The organism is Aeromicrobium sp., from assembly GCF_023146395.1.
GTDB lineage: Bacteria > Actinomycetota > Actinomycetes > Propionibacteriales > Nocardioidaceae > Aeromicrobium.
In genome coordinates, this window is the sequence record NZ_JAGLCD010000007.1 from 69,430 (window position 1) to 86,925 (window position 17,496).

General features: G+C 71.7%; 14 protein-coding genes. 5 read left to right on the top strand and 9 right to left on the bottom strand.

Going from position 1 to position 17,496, the window contains the following annotated elements:
• Positions 1–10 precede the first annotated feature (10 nt).
• From KAG51_RS06295 to rplM, 9 genes are all read right to left on the bottom strand, one after another.
• Complete coding sequence (locus KAG51_RS06295) at positions 11–6,235, bottom strand: Ig-like domain-containing protein (protein ID WP_290581773.1); 6,225 nt, start codon at positions 6,233–6,235, stop codon at positions 11–13.
• On the bottom strand, positions 6,232–7,014 hold the full coding sequence (locus KAG51_RS06300; RefSeq protein WP_290581776.1) for a MarR family winged helix-turn-helix transcriptional regulator: 783 nt from the start codon (positions 7,012–7,014) through the stop codon (positions 6,232–6,234). Before KAG51_RS06300 ends, KAG51_RS06295 begins: the two co-directional genes overlap by 4 nt.
• Positions 7,015–7,110: 96 nt before the next feature.
• Positions 7,111–8,781 carry a serine/threonine-protein kinase gene (locus KAG51_RS06305; RefSeq protein WP_290581778.1) on the bottom strand — a complete coding sequence of 557 codons (1,671 nt, stop codon included), beginning with the start codon at positions 8,779–8,781 and terminating at the stop codon, positions 7,111–7,113.
• Positions 8,778–9,929 (bottom strand): FHA domain-containing protein, encoded by a 1,152-nt coding sequence (locus tag KAG51_RS06310; protein ID WP_290581780.1) that lies wholly within the window; start codon positions 9,927–9,929, stop codon positions 8,778–8,780. The genes KAG51_RS06305 and KAG51_RS06310 overlap by 4 nt, the downstream gene beginning before the upstream one ends.
• 42 nt (positions 9,930–9,971) lie before the next feature.
• Positions 9,972–10,802, bottom strand: coding sequence for a protein phosphatase 2C domain-containing protein (locus tag KAG51_RS06315; RefSeq protein ID WP_290581782.1), 831 nt, complete (start codon positions 10,800–10,802; stop codon positions 9,972–9,974).
• 252 nt (positions 10,803–11,054) lie between these two features.
• Positions 11,055–11,525 carry a GNAT family N-acetyltransferase gene (locus tag KAG51_RS06320; RefSeq protein WP_290581784.1) on the bottom strand — a complete coding sequence of 157 codons (471 nt, stop codon included), beginning with the start codon at positions 11,523–11,525 and terminating at the stop codon, positions 11,055–11,057.
• Between the two features lie 5 nt (positions 11,526–11,530).
• Complete coding sequence (gene glmM, locus KAG51_RS06325; protein WP_290581786.1) at positions 11,531–12,877, bottom strand: phosphoglucosamine mutase; 1,347 nt, start codon at positions 12,875–12,877, stop codon at positions 11,531–11,533.
• Between the two features lie 7 nt (positions 12,878–12,884).
• On the bottom strand, positions 12,885–13,331 hold the full coding sequence (gene rpsI, locus KAG51_RS06330) for a 30S ribosomal protein S9 (RefSeq protein ID WP_290581904.1): 447 nt from the start codon (positions 13,329–13,331) through the stop codon (positions 12,885–12,887).
• A gap of 68 nt (positions 13,332–13,399) precedes the next feature.
• Positions 13,400–13,858 carry a 50S ribosomal protein L13 gene (gene rplM, locus KAG51_RS06335; RefSeq protein WP_290581788.1) on the bottom strand — a complete coding sequence of 153 codons (459 nt, stop codon included), beginning with the start codon at positions 13,856–13,858 and terminating at the stop codon, positions 13,400–13,402.
• Between the two features lie 257 nt (positions 13,859–14,115).
• On the opposite strand from rplM, the gene KAG51_RS06340 reads away from it, so the two are divergent.
• The 5 genes from KAG51_RS06340 (at position 14,116) to KAG51_RS06360 (ending at position 17,482) form a co-directional block, all read left to right on the top strand.
• Positions 14,116–15,411 carry a citrate synthase gene (locus KAG51_RS06340; RefSeq protein ID WP_290581790.1) on the top strand — a complete coding sequence of 432 codons (1,296 nt, stop codon included), beginning with the start codon at positions 14,116–14,118 and terminating at the stop codon, positions 15,409–15,411.
• Between the two features lie 114 nt (positions 15,412–15,525).
• Complete coding sequence (gene truA / locus KAG51_RS06345) at positions 15,526–16,314, top strand: tRNA pseudouridine(38-40) synthase TruA (protein WP_290581792.1); 789 nt, start codon at positions 15,526–15,528, stop codon at positions 16,312–16,314.
• Between the two features lies 1 nt (position 16,315).
• Positions 16,316–16,777, top strand: coding sequence for an NUDIX domain-containing protein (locus tag KAG51_RS06350; protein WP_290581794.1), 462 nt, complete (start codon positions 16,316–16,318; stop codon positions 16,775–16,777).
• A gap of 4 nt (positions 16,778–16,781) precedes the next feature.
• A complete protein-coding gene (locus KAG51_RS06355; RefSeq protein ID WP_290581796.1) occupies positions 16,782–17,135 on the top strand; it encodes an MmcQ/YjbR family DNA-binding protein in 354 nt (117 codons plus the stop codon).
• The gene (locus tag KAG51_RS06360) at positions 17,132–17,482 is read left to right on the top strand and encodes a hypothetical protein (protein WP_290581798.1); all 351 of its coding nucleotides are present in this window, start codon (positions 17,132–17,134) and stop codon (positions 17,480–17,482) included. The genes KAG51_RS06355 and KAG51_RS06360 overlap by 4 nt, the downstream gene beginning before the upstream one ends.
• Positions 17,483–17,496 lie beyond the last annotated feature (14 nt).

Genomic DNA, 17,496 nt, shown 5'->3' on the forward strand with positions numbered 1-17,496 from the left:
GATGAGCTCCTTAGGTTCCAGGGCAGCGCTGGAAGGTGACGCGATTAGACTGGTAGACCTGGCCGGTCGAGTTGTTGACCAGCTGGGCGTAGTAGCGGTTGCTCCCGCCGCCCGGGGCGCAGGCCGATCCGAACTCGCGAACCTGGTTGTTCGAGGCCGTGACCGTGCGCTGCTCGGTCCCGTCGAGCAGGGTTCCGTCGACGTCCTTGCGCAGCGACATCGTGTAGTTGCCGTTCGGCAGGTCGTCACCGTTGATCCGGACCTCGGGGAAGCCGAACCGGGTGCCGCCGGTGTACCCGGTGGTGACCGTCGGGTTGAAGTCCTCGGTCGTGGCTGCCGCCGACCGGGGGTCGGACTTGCGACCCTCGGAGTCGACCGTGCGGACGTCGATCGTGTGCCGCGAACCGGGCTCGTAGCCCGTGCCACGGAAGCTCGTGCCGTTCGTCGACCGCCAGGTGCCGCCGTCGATGCGGTACTCGAAGCCGGAGATGGGCCGGCCGTTGGTGGCCGGCCGCGACCAGGAGTAGTTGATCGCGGTACGTCCGTCGCGACTGGCCTGGACGTTGGTCGGCGCGTTGGGCGGACCGTTGGGGCGGATGTTGTTCCAGGTGTTGGACTGCGCACCCGGCAGCGATCCGTTGTCGCCGCTGAGCGGCACGATGGAGACGTTGTAGCCGCTCTCGCTGTTGGCCACGCCGGTCACCGTCAGCGTCGTCGCGGCACCCTCGGCCTGGGTCGGCGCGTTGACGGTCTTGGTGCCGCCCGCGCCGGAGACCCGGTAGGCGCGCACGGGGTAGCCGCCGTTGTCGGCCGGGGTCACGATCTGCAGGTCGAACCGGCCGTCGCCCTCGGTGGCACCGGTGATCCGCGGCTCGCTCGCCGGCCCGAAGGGCTTGACCGCGTTGGACTGCGGACTTGGGCTCGGGCTCCAGCCGGCGCGGTTGCGCGCCTCGATCGCGAAGGAGTAGTCGATGCCGTTCTCGACGCCGTTGTAGGTGCGCGACGTCGTGCCCGCCGGCAGCTCCTCGGTGCGCAGGACCGACCCGTTCGCGTACGTCACGAGCCGGTAGCCCGCGATGGGGTCACCGTTGTCGTCCGACGGCTCCCACAGGGCCCGGATCGTCTTGCCGCCGTCGGCGCCGTTGCTCAGCGCCTCGGCCACGGGTGCCCGCATGACGGCCGGCTTGCCGAACGGGGCCACGGCGGCCGACGACGGTGAGAACTGCTGCTGCGTCGGCGTCTTGTTGATCGCGCGGATCTGGAACTGGTAGGTCGTGCCGTTCGTGAGCCCGGCCCACGTGTACGAGGTCGAGCCACCGGGGACCGACTGCGACTGCCCCGACCCGACCATCTTGATCTCGTACGACGTCACGGCCGAGCCCTCGTTGCCCGGCGGCGTCCAGGAGAGCCGGAGCTGGCCGTCCATCGCGGTCGGCTCGATCGCGATCTGCGGCGGAGCCATGACGTCGGGCATCTTGTCGGGCGTGACCGGCGCGGACGCGGCACTCGGATCACTGTCGCCGACCCGGTTCACCGCCACCACCGTGAACGTGTACGCGTCACCGGGGTTGAGGCCCCCGATCGTGCACGTGGTCGACGCGCACTCCTGGCTGACTCCGCCCGATCCGGTGACCCGGTAGGTCGTGATGGGGGCGCCCCGGTCGTTGGGCGCCGACCAGGTCAGCACGACCGAACGGGCCTCGGTCGTGGTCACCTGGGGGCGACCGGGCGCCTCGGGACGGCCGGCGACCGTGACGGTCGCCCGCCCGACGACGTCGCGCAAGGAGTCGCCCGAGGCGTCCGAGACCGTGAACTTGACCGACACGACGCCGAACGTGTCGGCCCTCGGGGTCACCGTGAACTCGGTGCCCCGCTCGCCGGAGATCGTGCCCTCACCGGACTCGACCTGCACCTGCGAGACCCGGAGCGGTTCGTCGTCGTCGGCGTAGGGGTTGGTCGCGAAGTCGGCGACGTCGATCGTCACGGGATCGCCCGCCGTGGCGTCGACGCGGATCGGTGCGACGACGATGGGCGGCCGGGTGGAGCTCGAGACCGTCACGAGCACCTGGCCCGGCACCTGCACCGTGCCGTCGTCGACCACGACGTCGACCGTGGCGGTGTCGCCCGTCGCGGCGCCGTCCTGGGCCGAGACCTCGATGACCGTGCTGCCGTCCATGTCGGCGTCGACCGGCCCCTCGACCCCGGTGACCTCGAAGCTGAGGTCGTCGTCGTTGAGGTCCGTCGCCGCGTTCACCAGGTCGAGCCGCGAGGGCTCGCCGTCGTCGGAGACGACCATCCGCACCGTGCGCATCGTGGGGGGCACGTTGCCGTCGGGCGTGACGTCGATCGGGATCGTCAGGAGGGCTCGCTTGCCGTCGGGATCGTTCAGGCCGTCGCCGTCGGTGACCTCGACCGTGACCGAGGCGGGGCCGACGTAGTCGGCCTGCGGCGTGAAGACCACGCGGTCGTCCTGGCCGTCGCGCACCAGGGGCGAGCCGTCGGAGCGCTGCGCCGTGATGACGTCCTGCGTCGTGAGCACGGGCGTGCGTCCGTCCCGGACGAGGATGACGTCGGCGAGCTCGATCTCGATCGGGGTGTTGACCGGCGTCTCGAGCGGCACCGCCGTCGGGTCGACCGTCGGCGGGGCGCTGTCGGTGCCGGACACGAACACGAAGCCGTAGGCGACCTGGTCGTCGGCGTCGGTGACCTTGTAGGCGACGACCTGGTCCTCGGCGGCGAGCGTGACCTCGAGCTGGCGACCCTTGACCCGGCTCACGTCGGCGTCGATCGCCTCGATCTCCAGGTCCTCGAGCCGGCCGTCCAGGTCTCCGTCGTTCTCCAGGACGTCGACGAGCGCCGTGTCACCGGCCTTCTTGCCCGTGACCTCGGCGAGGTCGGCCGAGTCGTCGCGCACGATGGGAGCGTGGAACGGGGCGTCCTCGCTGGCGCTGAGGACGAAGAACGCGGTGCCGTTGCCGCCGAGCCCGTCGGTGATCGTGTAGCCGATCGAGCTCGTGGCCGTCTGGTCGCCGTCGGGCTGGGGGGCGGTGACCTCGATGAACGTGCCCGAGACCCGGGCGTCGGAGCCGGACGGCACTGTGAGCTCGGCCAGGAGGTCGATCGGGTCGCCGTCGGGATCGGCGTCGTTGAGGCGCGGGTCGTACTGGATCTTCTTGCCCGGCTTGACCAGGAGCTCGTCGTTGAGGGCGACCGGCGCCTGGTTGACCGGAGCCTGCGGGATCACGCCGACGCGCACCTCCGCGGGGGCCGACCCGCCGTACTTGTCGGCGACCGTGACGCTGAAGACGTCGGTGCCTGACTCGCTCTCGAAGGGCTCGTACTCGACCCAGTCGGCACCCGTCGCGACGATGCGTCCCTTCTGCGGGGCCTGGACGACGCTCTTGAAGCCCACCGCGTCGCCGTCGGGATCGGCGCCCTGCACGTTGAGCGGGATCCGCACGGTGCTGCCGACGATCGCGCGGTCGACGATGGGGTTGGGTCGAGGCGCGCTGTTGCCCTCAGGGGTGTCGGGCTTGACCGTGAGCCAGACCGTCGAGGCCACCCGCACCCCGGCGGCGTCGCGCACGCCGTACGTGAACGAGTACTGGCCCGGCTCCTCGGGGGCCCGGACCTTGAGGTCCTGGCCCGACACGAACACCAGCAGCCCCGCCTCGGTCGTGGCCTCGTCGACCACGAGGTCGTCCTGCACGAGGTCGAGGTCGTCACCGTCGGGGTCGGAGTCGTTCTCGAGCACCGACACGGTGGCCACGGCACCGGCACGCATGGTCTGGTAGTCGGCGTTGACGACCGGGGGACGGTTCTCGCCGCGGGGGCCGGGACTGATGACGACGGCGCCGGTCGCGGTCTCCTCGCCGTCGGACAGGACGTAGTCGATCTGGGCCGGTTCGGTCAGCTCGCCCGTGGCCTCGACGCGCAGCATCCTGTTCTCGAGCAGCACCGCCTTGAGCGGCACCCCGTCGCCGACCTCGACGCCCTGGACCACCAGGACGTCCTCGTCGGGGTCGTAGTCGTTGGCGAGGACGTCGACGAGCACCGAGCCACCCGCCGGCAGGACCCCTTGGTCCTTGACCGCGACCGGGGCCGCGTTGGCGTCGGACGGGGCCTTGACGTCGAGGCGCACGACCGACGAGGCGGACTTGTCGACGTTCGCGGCGGTGTACGGCAGGTAGTAGGTGCCGGGTCGCTGGGTCGTGGCCGTGAAGGTCCCCGCGATCGCGTCGACGACGACCTCGACGCCCTCGGGACGACCGACGTCGGTCAGGGTCAGCGGCACCCCCGTCGGGCTGCCGTCGTTGAGCAGCGGCTCGACCAGGGTCTTGGTGCCGGCGATGCCCACCGCGCGGTCGGCAATCGGCTCCGGGACGGCCGACGTCGCGGCCACGACGTTGACCGGCACGACCGCCGTGACATCGCCCCCACGACCGTCCGAGACCGTGATCTCGATGCCGTTCTGCCCGATCTGACCGAGCGTGTCGACGAACTCCACCGTGCCGTCGGGACGGAACTCGACCTGACCCTCCCCCGTGGCGGTGGCTGCCGAGATCGTGAGGTCGTCGCCGTCGGGGTCGAGCCAGTCGGCCAGGACGAAGACGGAGTTGCGCTGCCCCTGTGCCACCGTCAGCGAGGTGTCGCGGTCGGGGAGCTTGACCGGCACGAGGTTCTCGGCCGCGCCGCGCATCGCGATCGTGGCCTCGGTCGAGGCCGTGCCGCCGCGCCCGTCGGCGATGTCGTACCGGAACACCGCGTCACCGGCGGCGTCGGGGGCGAACGAGGCCTGGACCTGGGTGTCGTTGCCCACGACGGCGTAGCCGCTCACGGGCTCGGGGCCGCTCACGTGGGTGACCTTGGTGATCGTGATGAGGTCACGGTCCGGATCGGTGTCGTTGAGCACGACCGGCAGGATCGTGGCCTGACCGGGGCGTGCGCCGAGGTTGTCGGGGTTCGCGACGGGCGGGCGGTTCTCGGGCTGCTCGTCGGGGTCCTCGACCTCCTGCTTCTCGAGCTCCTGGCGCTGGGTGTTGGGGTCGACGTCGTCCCAGTTGTTGACGCGGTCGAGCGAGTCCTTCTGCACCATCCAGGAGTCGCCGGAGACCGTGTCGTTCAGCACCACGACGTCCCGGTTGACCCGGAACACCAGGTTCGCCGACGCCGTGAGGCCAGGAATCGCCTTGTGGAAGGGCCGCTCCCCCTCGCACAGGCGGGTGTAGGACTCGGCCGCGCCGTCGTCGGTCGTGCGGGCGTCGGCCCACGCCGCGTGCACACAGCCGTCGAGCACGACCGGGGCCGCGGGGTCGCCCGCGACGGGCGGCTGCTTGAGCTGTTCGAGGTCGCCACCGGTCGGCGAGGTGCTCAGCAGCCCCTCCTCGGTGCCGATGTAGAGCGTGCCACCTGCGGCGCTGGGCACCTGGAGCTTCACCGCGCCGGGCTTCTCGGTCTCGATCCGCACCGGCTCGGCGCCCGCGCGGAACAGCCGGGCCTGGGCGGCGTCGTAGGCGACGGGGTCCGAGCCGACCACCGTGAGCTGGGCGTCCTCGCCGATCGAGTCGCCGAGCTCCCAGGTTCCCTCCTGCTCGGGGGTGCCGTCCTCGGCGAGCGCGAAGCTCGTGACGGTGCCGGAGCTGCGGTCCAGGACGTAGGCCACCCCGTTCGGGCTGACCGCGACCGCGCCGTCGCGCGCGACCTTGGCGATCTCCGGCTCGGCCTTGGCCGAGAACGACGCCACGTTCTGGCTCGACCGGACCCACAGCTGGCCGGTCTGGGTGTCGAGCAGACCGATCGTGTGGCCGCCGAAGGCGGCGTCGACGGTCTCCGGGAGCTCGACCGGCTCCGAGGCCACGGCGCTGGCGACGTCGACCTGTCGCAGCGTGCGGGTGCCGGACTGGTTGTCGATGAAGACCGTGGGACCGTTCTGGAAGATGTCCACGTCGGCCGAGTCGGTCGAGACGCCCAGGTCGAGCTGCTTGATCTGCGGGTTGAGCCGGCCGATCAGGAGCCGCTGGGAGTTCGAGACCCAGACGCTGCCGTCGTGCAGCTCGACATCGGTGACGGGAGTGCCGTCGGCCCGGAAGGCCAGGACCACCAGGAGCGACGAGACCAGGGCCAGCGAGGCACCCGAGGCGATCGTGCGCCAGCGGCGGGCCCGCGGCTTCGCGAGCCCTCGGGCCGCCGTGGCCGCCGGGGCCGCGACGCGCCGGCCCCCGGCCGAGCGCCTCACGTGCGCTCCTGGGGCTCGTCGAGGATCTCCAGGTGCTCGGGACGCACGATCCGGGCTGCCACGGCGTACTCCACGAGGCGGGCGCGCCGGTTGGTGGCGAGCCGGCCGGCTCCGCCGCGCAGCCCCTTGACCCCGGCCGCGGAGAACTTGTCGCAGACGTTGTCGAGCTTGCGGTTGAAGGTCGTGATGGGCCAGCCGAGCCGCTCGGCCGCCTTGGCGTTGCTGGGCAGCTCGCTGATGCCGGTCCCGGCGCGGCGCAGGGAGCCCTCGGCCAGGGCCAGGATCAGGCGAAACTGGGTCGGGGTGAGCTCCACGGCCCCGAGGGTGTGATCGCCCGACGGCTGCTCGAGATCCTGGTGCGGGCTCACGACGAACGTCGGCGCGGCGCTGTGCACCGTGACCTCGTAGGTCGTCTCACCCGCGGTGAACAGCACGGCCAGGTCCGGCAGAACGACCGGAACCTGCGAACCCGGGCCGACGACCGACTGCAGCGTGCCGGCCTCGCCCGTGACGGTCAGCGACAGGCGGGTGCCGACGTTGCTGATCCACCAGAAGCCCCGCTCGTGGCGCAGGTCGACGAGCTGGCGGTGCAGGTAAGGATTGTCCTCGTCGACCACGAGGTCGCCCTCGCGGCCGATCGTGAAGGACTCCCCGACCGCGACGTCGTACTCCTCGCCGCAGAACTCGACCGTCAGACGCGCGCCACCGGGCACGAGGTCGTCATCGCCGACCTCGAGGTCCTGCGACGTCGCGTCGTCGCCCACGCCCCCGTGACTCATGTTCTCGCGTCCTGTTCCTGTGCTCGCTGTCCGTGGAGGGACGGTGCCCCGCGGAGCCGACGCCCCCCGACGATCCTCATATCTTCCCCCGGTCCCTCACCGCGCGCAGACCGGGCCGGAGTCCTCGACGGGCGAGGTCCGCCCGTCGGCGCGTTTGACCAGCACGACGATGCACGTCGACCCGGTCCCGGCGGCGCGGATCGTGAGCGTCGGCTCGGCCACCTCGTTGGCGGTCTCGAGCTGACCGGCACCGGCCCGCATCCAGACGTACGTGTCGCCCGTCTCCGGATCGGGGTTGGTCCAGGTGAAGACCGCGAGACCTTCCTGGATCCGACCCTCCAGGTCGGTCGGGGCCTGGGGCGCGTCGCCCACGACCACGGTGGGGTCCTGGCGTTGTCCGTCGTCGAGGTCGTCGGCCTGGTCGCGGTCCGACGAGGTGCCGCTCAGCAGTGCAGCGGCGACGAGGCCCACGATGACGAGGAGCACCACGAGCCCCCCGACCCAGAGCCACGGCGAGCGGCGAGCGCGCTCCGCGGCCGGGGCCGTGGTGGCGGCCGGGGGCGCGGCGACCGGAGCCAGGGCCGAGGCGACGTGCCACGGGATGGCGTCGTCATGGCCCGCAGCCGGTGTCGCAGGTCGCGGTGCCGGGGCGGGTGACGCCGGGCCGGCCGGCGGCGCGACCCGACCTGAGGGTGCGGGAGTCGGGGCACTGGACGCGGCCGGCACGGGCGGGCCCGACGGCAGGGGGCGCACGTGGGTGCGGTCGTCGACGTCGGAGATCACGACCGGACGCAGGCGGGTGCCCTCGGGCTGGGCCTGGTCCTTCGACTGGGGCTCGACGACCGCGACGGGGCGCACCCGGGTGCGGTCGTCGTCGCTCGGGGTGACCGGGTCGGTGGCCGAGGCGTCGAGCACCTCGATGCGCGTGGGGGGCTCGCCGAGCTCGAGCTGCACGTCGTAGAGCGCCGACGCCAGGGCCAGCGCGGAGGGCTGGCGCGCCTCGAGGTCCTTGCTCATGGCGGTCGTGAGGATCGTCATGAGCGAGTCCGGCACGTCGCCGCGGTTGATGCGGGCCGGCTGCTGCCGCTCGATGCGGGTCATGAGGGTGGCGTTGTCGTTGGCCGCGCCGGGGACCTCGAACGGCGAGCGCCCGGCCAGCAGCGTGTACAGCGTGGCGCCGAGCGACCAGACGTCGCTGCGGACGTCGGTCGGCGGGTCGTCGCCGAAGAACTCCGGCGGCGACCAGGGCACCGACACCCCCGTGGCGCCGGTGTCGGTGTCGTGCGTCGTGGCCGCGATGCCGAAGTCGGTGAGCATGGGCGACCCGTAGGCGCTCGTGAGGATGTTGTGCGGCTTGATGTCGCGGTGCAGGATGCCGGCGCGGTGGGCGGTCTCGACCGCACTGCAGAGCCGGACCCCGATCTCCAGGGTGTCGGGCACCGAGAAGCGTTCGGCCCGGTAGCGCGCGGCGAGGTTCGGCGCCGGGCAGTACTCCATGACCAGGTACGGGCGTCCGTCGACGCTGACCCCGGCCTGGAAGATCGAGACGATCGACGGGTGGTCCGACAGCTGGGCCATGAGGTTGGCCTCGGCGTGGAAGACGTCGCGCTCGGCCGCCTGGACCGCCGACTCCAGCAGTACCTTGACCGCGACCTGCCGGTTGAGACCGTCGCGGTACAGGAAGACGTCGGCGAATCCGCCCTCGCCGATGTGGTCGACGAAGGTGAAGCCCGTCAGACGGGGTGGCGTGCTGCGCAGGCGGGTCACGGCGCACCGCCGGAGAGGGCGAGCGTGATCGTGAGGTCGTCGGAGAGGCGCAGCACCGAGCCGTCAGCCGCATCGGTGGGGACGTCCCGCACCAGTACCCCCTCCGTGCCCCCAGGCGGAGTCAGCGTCGTGCCGTTGGTCGACACATCGGTCACCAGCACGGTAGCCGCGGCCACCGCGATCTCCAAGTGGGTGCTGGAGACGTACGGGTCGTCGACCACGACGAGCTGGGGCAGCGCAGCCCCCGTGACGGCGGTCGAGCGGGGGCTGCGACCGACGAGGGCCCGGCCGGACACGTCGTAGGTCTCCCCCGTGCTCAGGGTCAGGGTCACGAGGGGGCCCGGTCGGTGCGACACCGTCCGGGCGGCCGCACCCCGGCGGGGCAGGCTCGCGCGCGCGACGGTGTGACCGTCGTGGTCGCCGCTTCCGGGAGTCATGACGGCCTCCGGGGTGGTGGGGTCCTCCTCCGCGGGGTCCTCGGGCCCCTCGTCGAGATCGGCCTCGACCGGACGCACGGCGGCGTCCTCGGGCCGGCGACCAGGCACCGTGACGCCGAACATCGCGTCGAACTCGTGCTCGTCCGGCTCGATGATCGTCGCGGGCGAGTCGGGGGCCGGTGGCTCGGCAGCCACTGGGTCGGCAGCGGGCACCGGGTCCGCGGCGGTGGAAAGTGCGGCGGTGGAAAGAGCGGCAGGCGCCGCCGCACCGGCCTCGGGGCGGCTCCGCAGGACCCATCGCACCTGCGAGGCCCGGACGAGACCGGCGTCGATCGGCAGGCGGACGGCGTCCGACGGCTCCGCTCCACCGCTGTCGCCGGCGTGCAGCACGACGGTGTCGACCTCGGCGCGGGGCCACGAGCGCTCCGACCAGGTCGTGACCCCGTGCCCTTCCAGCAGCTCGTCGCCGATCTCGACCCGGTGACGGCCCCGCACCAGCACGCGGACCTCGTCACCCTCCACCAGGGTGCAGGCGAAGTCCGGGACGGACGACCAGCCACGGGCCGTGAGCGCCTCGACGAGACCGGGCACCGTGAGCGGCTGCTCGAACAGCGCGGCGAGCGTGGCCTCCTGACCGGGATCGGTCACGACGACGCCCACGCCCGTGACGAGGGCGAGGGCGTCTCCGGACCGGTACCAGCGGCCGGTCACGACGGACCGCTCCTCGGTCGCAGGCCGCTCACGCGTGGCCCCTCATGCGTGGCTCCTCGCCTGCGGCACGGTGTCGACCTCGGGATCGCTGCAGTGACCGAGCGTGTCGGCCTGCGACAGGACGTCGCTGCCGATCACGTCGATCACGATCGCGGTGACGTTGTCGCGGCCGCCGGCCTCGACCGCCGCGGCGACGAGGCGCGCCGAGGTCACGGCCGCCGCGGCGCCACCGCGCAGGATGCGCTCGATGCGGGCGTCGTCGAGCTCGCCGGTGAGCCCGTCGGAGCACAGCAGCAGACGGGTGCCTCCGCGAGCGGGCATCAGGGTGAAGTCGGCGGCCGCGTCGTCGACCGCGCCGATCGCGCGGGTGATGACGTGCCGGTCCGGGTGCACGCGGGCCTGTCGCTCGTCGATCTCGCCGGCGTCGATCATCTCCTGCACCAGGGAGTGGTCGTGACTGACCTGCTCGAGCCGCTCCGGCGTCAGCAGGTAGGCCCGGGAGTCGCCGATGTTGACGAGCAGCCAGTAGCCACGCCCCCGCTCCACGACGTAGACCGCCGCGACGACCGTGGACCCGGGCGCCGTGACGGGTGAGGTGGCGAGGGCCGCGACCGCCGTGCGTGACGACTCCAGCACGCGCTCGATGTCCGGCGCGGTGACGTCGTCGCGGCCGGCGAGCTCGGCGAAGGCCTCGATCACGAGCTGGCTGGCGACGTCACCCGCGGCATGACCCCCCATGCCGTCGGCCACGACGTACACCGGTGGACTGACGAGCCAGGCGTCCTCGTTGTGGGTGCGCACTGCTCCCTCGTGGGTCGAGCCGGACGCGACCAGCGTGACGCCCGCCGACACGATGTCCGGCGTCCACGTCACTGCGGTTGTCTGCGTCACCCGATCGGCCCTCCCGGTCTGTTCCCGTCCCGCACTGCCGTGCCCCAGAACTGTCCTGCCCAGAACTGTCCTGCCCCAGATCTGTCGCGCCCAGCGCCCCTGGGTCCGGCCACCCTTGGTCAGGCCAGATGACGGCGCCGCCCGTGGGCCGCAGGATACGACGCCCCCAACCTAGGAGCGAATCGAGCCGCGGCACCATGGGGACCGGTCCCCGGTGCCAGCGTCGCCAGGACCTCAGAGCTCGCGCGAGTAGAACGCGCTGCTCGGATCGAGCACGTAGCTGCCGAACGGGGCCACCGGCACGAAGCCGTGCCGCTCGTACAGCCGGCGGGCCGCGGCGAAGTGGTCCTGCGTACCCGTCTCGAGGCTGACCCGCGTGCCACCGCGGCGTCGCGCCTCCTCGAGCAGGTGCCGGAGCAGGCGCCGACCCACCCCACGGCCACGCGCCGCGACTGCCGTGCGCATGGACTTGATCTCGACGTGCCCGTCACCGAGGTCCTTCAGGGCACCGCAGCCGACCAGGACGTCGCCGGCGCGTGCGGTCCAGAAGGTGATGTCCTCGGCACGAAGAGCCTCGAGCGGCAGGGCGTGCACGCTCTCCGCAGGGCTCGTGGCCCGCATCTCCACGAGGTGCTCCGCCAGCAGAGCCCGCACGTCGTCACGGTCCAGGCCGCCGATCTCGAGCCGCAGCTCCCCGACCTCCACGAGCGTCAGAGCGCGAGCTGGGCACGGACGACAGCGGCGAGATCGTCCGCGACCCGCTCGGCCTCGTCGGACGTGGGCGCCTCGACCATGACTCGGACCAGGGGCTCGGTGCCGGACGGACGCAGCAGCACCCGACCGCGCCCGGCCAGCGCGCCGGAGGCCGCCGCGACTGCACCCTGCAGCACCGGATCGGTGCCGCTGCGGCTGCGGTCGACGTCGGGCACGTTGACGAGCACCTGCGGAAGGCGCGTCATGACGGTGGCCAGGTCCGCCAGACTGCGACCCGTGGCCCGCATCCGGGCGGCCAGCTGGATCGCGGCGAGGACGCCGTCGCCCGTGGTGGCGTGCTCGGCGATGATGACGTGCCCCGACTGCTCGCCGCCCAGGGCGAAGCTGCCGGCGCGCATCGCCTCGAGCACGTACCGGTCGCCGACCGCGGTGCGGACGCACACGATGCCCGACCGCTCCATGGCCTGCACGAAGCCGAGGTTGCTCATCTGGGTCACGACGACGGTGTCGCCGGTGAGGCTGCCCGCCTCCTGCGCCGCGAGGGCCAGGATCGCCAGGATCTGGTCGCCGTCGACCAGCTCGCCGTCGGCATCGACCGCCAGGCAGCGGTCGGCGTCGCCGTCGAAGGCGAAGCCCGCGTGGGCCTGGTGCGCGACGACGGCGGCTTGGAGGCTCTCGGGGTGGGTCGATCCCGCGGCCTCGTTGATGTTGGTGCCGTCCGGGGAGGCGTTGATCGCGACGACCTCGGCACCCAGGGCCGCGAACGCCTCGGGACCGACCTCGTACGCGGCACCGTGCGCACAGTCCAGGACGACCCGCAGACCGTCGAGGCGTGCCGGCGAGGTGCGCACGAGGTGGCGGACGTACTCGCCGAGCCCGGCCCGGCTGTCGCCGACCCGGCCCACGGCCGCGCCGGTCGGGCGGTCCCAGGGCTCCTCGAGGCGGTCCTCGATCTGTCGCTCGATCGCGTCGTCGAGCTTGTGGCCACCTCGGCCCAGGAACTTGATGCCGTTGTCGGGCATGGGGTTGTGGCTCGCCGAGATCATGACGCCCATGTCGGCGTCGAGATGCTGCGTCAAGAACGCGCAGCCCGGCGTCGGGACGACACCGAGCCGGTGCACGTCGACACCGGCCGAGGCCAGGCCAGCGACGACCGCGGACTCGAGGAACTCACCCGAGACCCGCGTGTCACGGGCCACCACCGCGGTGGGCCGGCTGTCGGCGAACGCGCCGCGCTCGCCCAGGACGTGGGCGGCCGCGACGGCCAGGTCGACGGCCAGCTCGGCCGTCAGGTCGCGGTTGGCGAGCCCCCGAACCCCGTCGGTTCCGAAGATCCGACCCACGCGCGGATCAGCGCTTGCTGTACTGCGGAGCCTTGCGGGCCTTCTTGAGACCGGCCTTCTTGCGCTCCTTGATGCGCGAGTCGCGCGTGAGGAGACCGGCCTTCTTCAGGACCGGGCGGTTGGCCTCCTCGTCGATGCCGTTGAGCGAGCGGGCGACGCCCAGACGCAGCGCGCCGGCCTGACCCGTCATGCCACCACCGGTGACGCGGGCGACGACGTCGAAGCTGTCGGCCAGACCGACGGCCGTGAGCGCCTCCTTGGCGATCTGCTGGTGCAGCTTGTTCGGGAGGTACTCCTCGAGCGGCTTGCCGTTGACGGTCCACACACCCGTGCCGGGCACGATGCGCACGCGCGCGACGGCCTCCTTGCGGCGGCCGGTGGCGGCACCGGGGGCCACGAGGGCCGGACGGTCGGTCGCCGAGGCGGAGATGCCGCTGGACTCGGAGGTGTACACGCCGGAGGCCGGAACCTCGAGCTCGGTGTCGGTGGTGCTGTCAGCCACGGTGGTCTGCTCTCTCGTGCTCACTGAGCGGTCTGGGTCTGGGAGATCTGCGTGATCTCGAACGGCTGGGGCTTCTGGGCGGCGTGCGGGTGGCTCGGGCCCGAGTAGACCTTGAGCTTGCTGATCTGCGCGCGGCCGAGACGGTTCTTGGGCAGCATGCCGCTGACCGACTTCTCGATGGCCTTGCGGGCGTCGCGCTCGAGCAGCTCGCCGTAGGAGATCTGCTTCAGACCGCCCGGGAAGCCGCTGTGACGGTAGACCTGCTTGTCGGTGCGCTTGGCGCCGGACAGGGCCACCTTGTCGGCGTTGACGATGATGACGAAGTCGCCACCGTCGACGTGCGGGGCGAAGGTCGGCTTGTGCTTACCACGCAGCAGCGTGGCAGCCTCGACGGCCAGGCGGCCCAGGACGACGTCCTGGGCATCAATGACGTGCCACTGACGGGTGATGTCAGCGGGCTTCGGGCTGAACGTGCGCACGGCGTGACCTTCTCGTTCTGGAGCTGGTGGAAAATAGCGGCAGGAAGCCGCGATGAGGATCGATGGCCGTCGCCCGCATGTGGGTCGGTGGCGATACAGCAGGCACGACGACGTCCAAGACTAACCGCCCGGGGTCTCCCGGGTCAAAACGACCGGTCCTGGCGCCACCCCCGGGACGCGCGCCTCGTCAGGCGGGGCTAAGTTGATGTCGGAAGCGTCACACCCCGGCGCACGACGTACGTCACAGGAGACCCATCGTGACCGAGAAGAACACCCTGACCGTCCGCGACAACCGCACGGGTGAGGAGTACGAGGTCGACATCGCCGACGGCGCCGTCCGCGCGACCGACCTCGGCAAGATCGGCAAGACCGACGACTCCCCCGGCCTGGCGGTCTACGACCCCGGATTCACCAACACCGCCTCGACCCGCAGCGCCGTCACCTACATCGACGGCGAGAAGGGCATCCTCGAGTACCGCGGCTACCCGATCGAGCAGCTGGCCGAGCACTCGACGTACCTCGAGGTCGCCTACCTCCTGGTCAACGGCGAGCTGCCGAACCAGAAGCAGCACGAGCAGTGGGTGCACGACATCACGTTCCACACCTTCGTGCACGAGAACCTCAAGAGCTTCATGCAGGGCTTCCGCTACGACGCGCACCCCATGGGTCAGCTGCTGTCGAGCGTGGGCGCGCTGTCGACGTTCTACCCCGAGGCGCGCAACATCAAGGATCCCGAGACCCGGATGGCCCAGGTCGTGCGCCTGATCGCCAAGATGCCGACGCTCGGCGCCTGGTCGTTCCGTCACGCCCAGGGCAAGCCGTACGTCTACCCCGACAACGACCTGTCGTACACCGAGAACTTCCTCTCGATGCTCTTCAAGATGAGCGAGCGCAACTACGACGCCGACCCGCGCCTGGTCAAGGCCCTCGAGGTCCTGTTCATCCTGCACGCCGACCACGAGCAGAACTGCTCGACCAACGCCGTGCGCTCGGTGGGCTCCAGCCAGGTCGACCCGTACTCGGCCGTCAGCGCCGGCATCGCCGCCCTCTACGGCCCGCTGCACGGCGGCGCCAACGAGGCCGTGCTCCGCATGCTGAAGCGCATCAAGACCAAGGACAACGTCCCGGCCTTCATCGAGGGGGTCAAGAACGGTGAGGAGAAGCTCATGGGCTTCGGTCACCGCGTCTACAAGAACTTCGACCCGCGCGCCACGATCATCAAGAAGGCCGTCGACGACGTCTTCGAGGTCACGGGCGTCAACCCCTTGCTCGAGGTCGCGCAGGAGCTGGAGAAGATCGCGCTCAACGACGAGTACTTCGTCTCGCGCAAGCTCTACCCGAACGTCGACTTCTACTCGGGCCTGATCTACGAGGCGCTGCAGTTCCCGCCGGAGATGTTCACGGTGCTGTTCGCCATCCCGCGCACCTCGGGCTGGCTCGCGCAGTGGATCGAGCTCGTCGACGACCCGGAGCAGAAGATCGCCCGCCCGAAGCAGATCTACACCGGCCAGCGCACGCTCGACTTCGTCCCGGCCGCGCAGCGCTGGGCCTGACCTCCTCCGGTCTGCGGCTTCCCCCGACTCCCCCGGTGGGTCCTCGGGGGAAGCCGCGACAGGGTGGTCGCGCCCCGTCGAGTGGTCCATGACCCGGCCGACTACCGTGTCCCCGTGAGACTGCGGATCGACCTGGCGTACGACGGCACCGACTTCGCCGGCTGGGCGACCCAGCCGGGCCAGCGCACCGTGCAGGGTGAGCTGGAGGCCGCCCTCGGCACGATCCTGCGTCTTCCCGCGCCGCCCTCGGTCACGGTCGCGGGTCGCACCGACGCCGGCGTCCACGCCCGGGGCCAGGTCGCGCACGTCGACCTCGAGACCCACCCGGGCGTGCTCGAGCGTCGTCTGCGCCGCTACCTGCCCCCGGACATCCGGATCAAGGCGATCTCCGAGGCCCACCCGGACTTCGAGGCGCGTTTTGCCGCCGTGGAGCGTCGGTACGTCTATCGCATGACCGATCATCCGGCGGGCCCGGATCCGCTGGCCCGCGGCATGATCGTGGCCCACCCTCGCCCGCTCACGGTCGACCTCATGAACGAGGCGGCCGACCACCTGCTGGGCGAGCACGACTTCGCCGCGTTCTGCCGCAAGCGGGAGGGGGCCACGACGATCCGCACCCTGCTGGCGCTGCGCACGGTCCGCGGCGGCGAGACGATCGCCACGACGGTCCGCGCCGATGCGTTCTGCCACTCGATGGTGCGCTCGCTGATGGGCTGCCTCGTCGCCGTGGGCGAGCGCCGCTTCCCCCCGGAGTTCGCCGCGGAGGTGCTGGCCGGCAAGGTGCGCGACTCCCGGGTCAAGGTCATGGAGCCGCACGGCCTGGTGCTCGAGGAGGTCGTGTACCCCGACGAGGCCGGGCTCGCGGCCCGCGTCCACGCCGCACGCCGCCGCCGGGACGAGTGACGTGGCGAGGTTGCTGAGCGCGGGGATCCTGCTGCACCGACGGCGCGACGGGCGCAGCGAGGTGCTCCTCGGCCACCTGGGCGGCCCGTACTGGGCCCGCAAGCACGAGCGGGCCTGGTCGATCCCCAAGGGCGTCGTCGAGGACGGGGAGGAGCCGATCGACGGAGCCCGCCGCGAGTTCAGCGAGGAGCTCGGCGTCCCCGTGCCGGAGGGCACCCTCGTCGACCTGGGCACGGTGCGCCAGTCGCGCAAGGACGTCCGCATCTGGGCGCTCGAGGCCGACCTCGACCCGGACACGGTCGTCCCCGGCACGTTCGCCCTGGAGTGGCCCCCGCGATCGGGACGCACCCTCGAGGTGCCCGAGCTCGACCGGGTCGCGTGGTTCGACCTCGAGACCGCCGCCACGGTCGTGGTCGCGGCGCAGGCGGAGCACCTCCAGCGGCTCGCCGCGCTGTCAGACTGAGGCCATGGACTGGGACGCGATCGTGGCTCACCTGACACAGCTGCCTGACACCGAGCTCACCACGACGTGGGGCAACCCCGCGGTGAAGACCGGCGGCAAGCTCGTCGCGTGGTGGCGCGACGCGCCGGACTCCCCCGGCTCCGTGGCCGTCAAGGTCGCCCCCGAGGAGCTCGAGGCCCTCGTGGCCGACGACACGAGCCCGTTCTTCACCATCGAACACTTCCGGAAGTTCGGCACGAACGCGGTCCTCGTGCGCCCCGAGGAGGTCGCCCCCGAGGAGCTCCGCGAGTTGCTGACCGAGGCCTGGCGCCTGATGGCAAAGGTTCGGGTCCGGAAGGCATGGGAAGCCGAGTCGTGAGGCGCGCCGGTCCGGCGCTGCTTCTCCTGGTCGCTCTCCTGACCGGCTGCGCGGGCGGGCCCGGCGACGGCACCCTGGACCTGCCGCCGGTCGGCGCCGTGGTCGACTACCAGCTCGGGGGCGCCTACGAGCCCGCCGACGACGTCGAGGTGGTGACGCGCGACAGGACCTCGGCGCCCGATCCCGACCGGTACGGCGGACACGTCATCAAGATCGAGTACACCGACAACGGCCGCGACACGTACGAGGACGTCTGCGACGACGCGGCCGGCCGGCGCTCGATCCTGCTGCGCGATCGGGACGTCACACCGGTGGGCGACCCGGAGTACGTGTTCGAGCACTGCTGAGAAAGACTGGACCG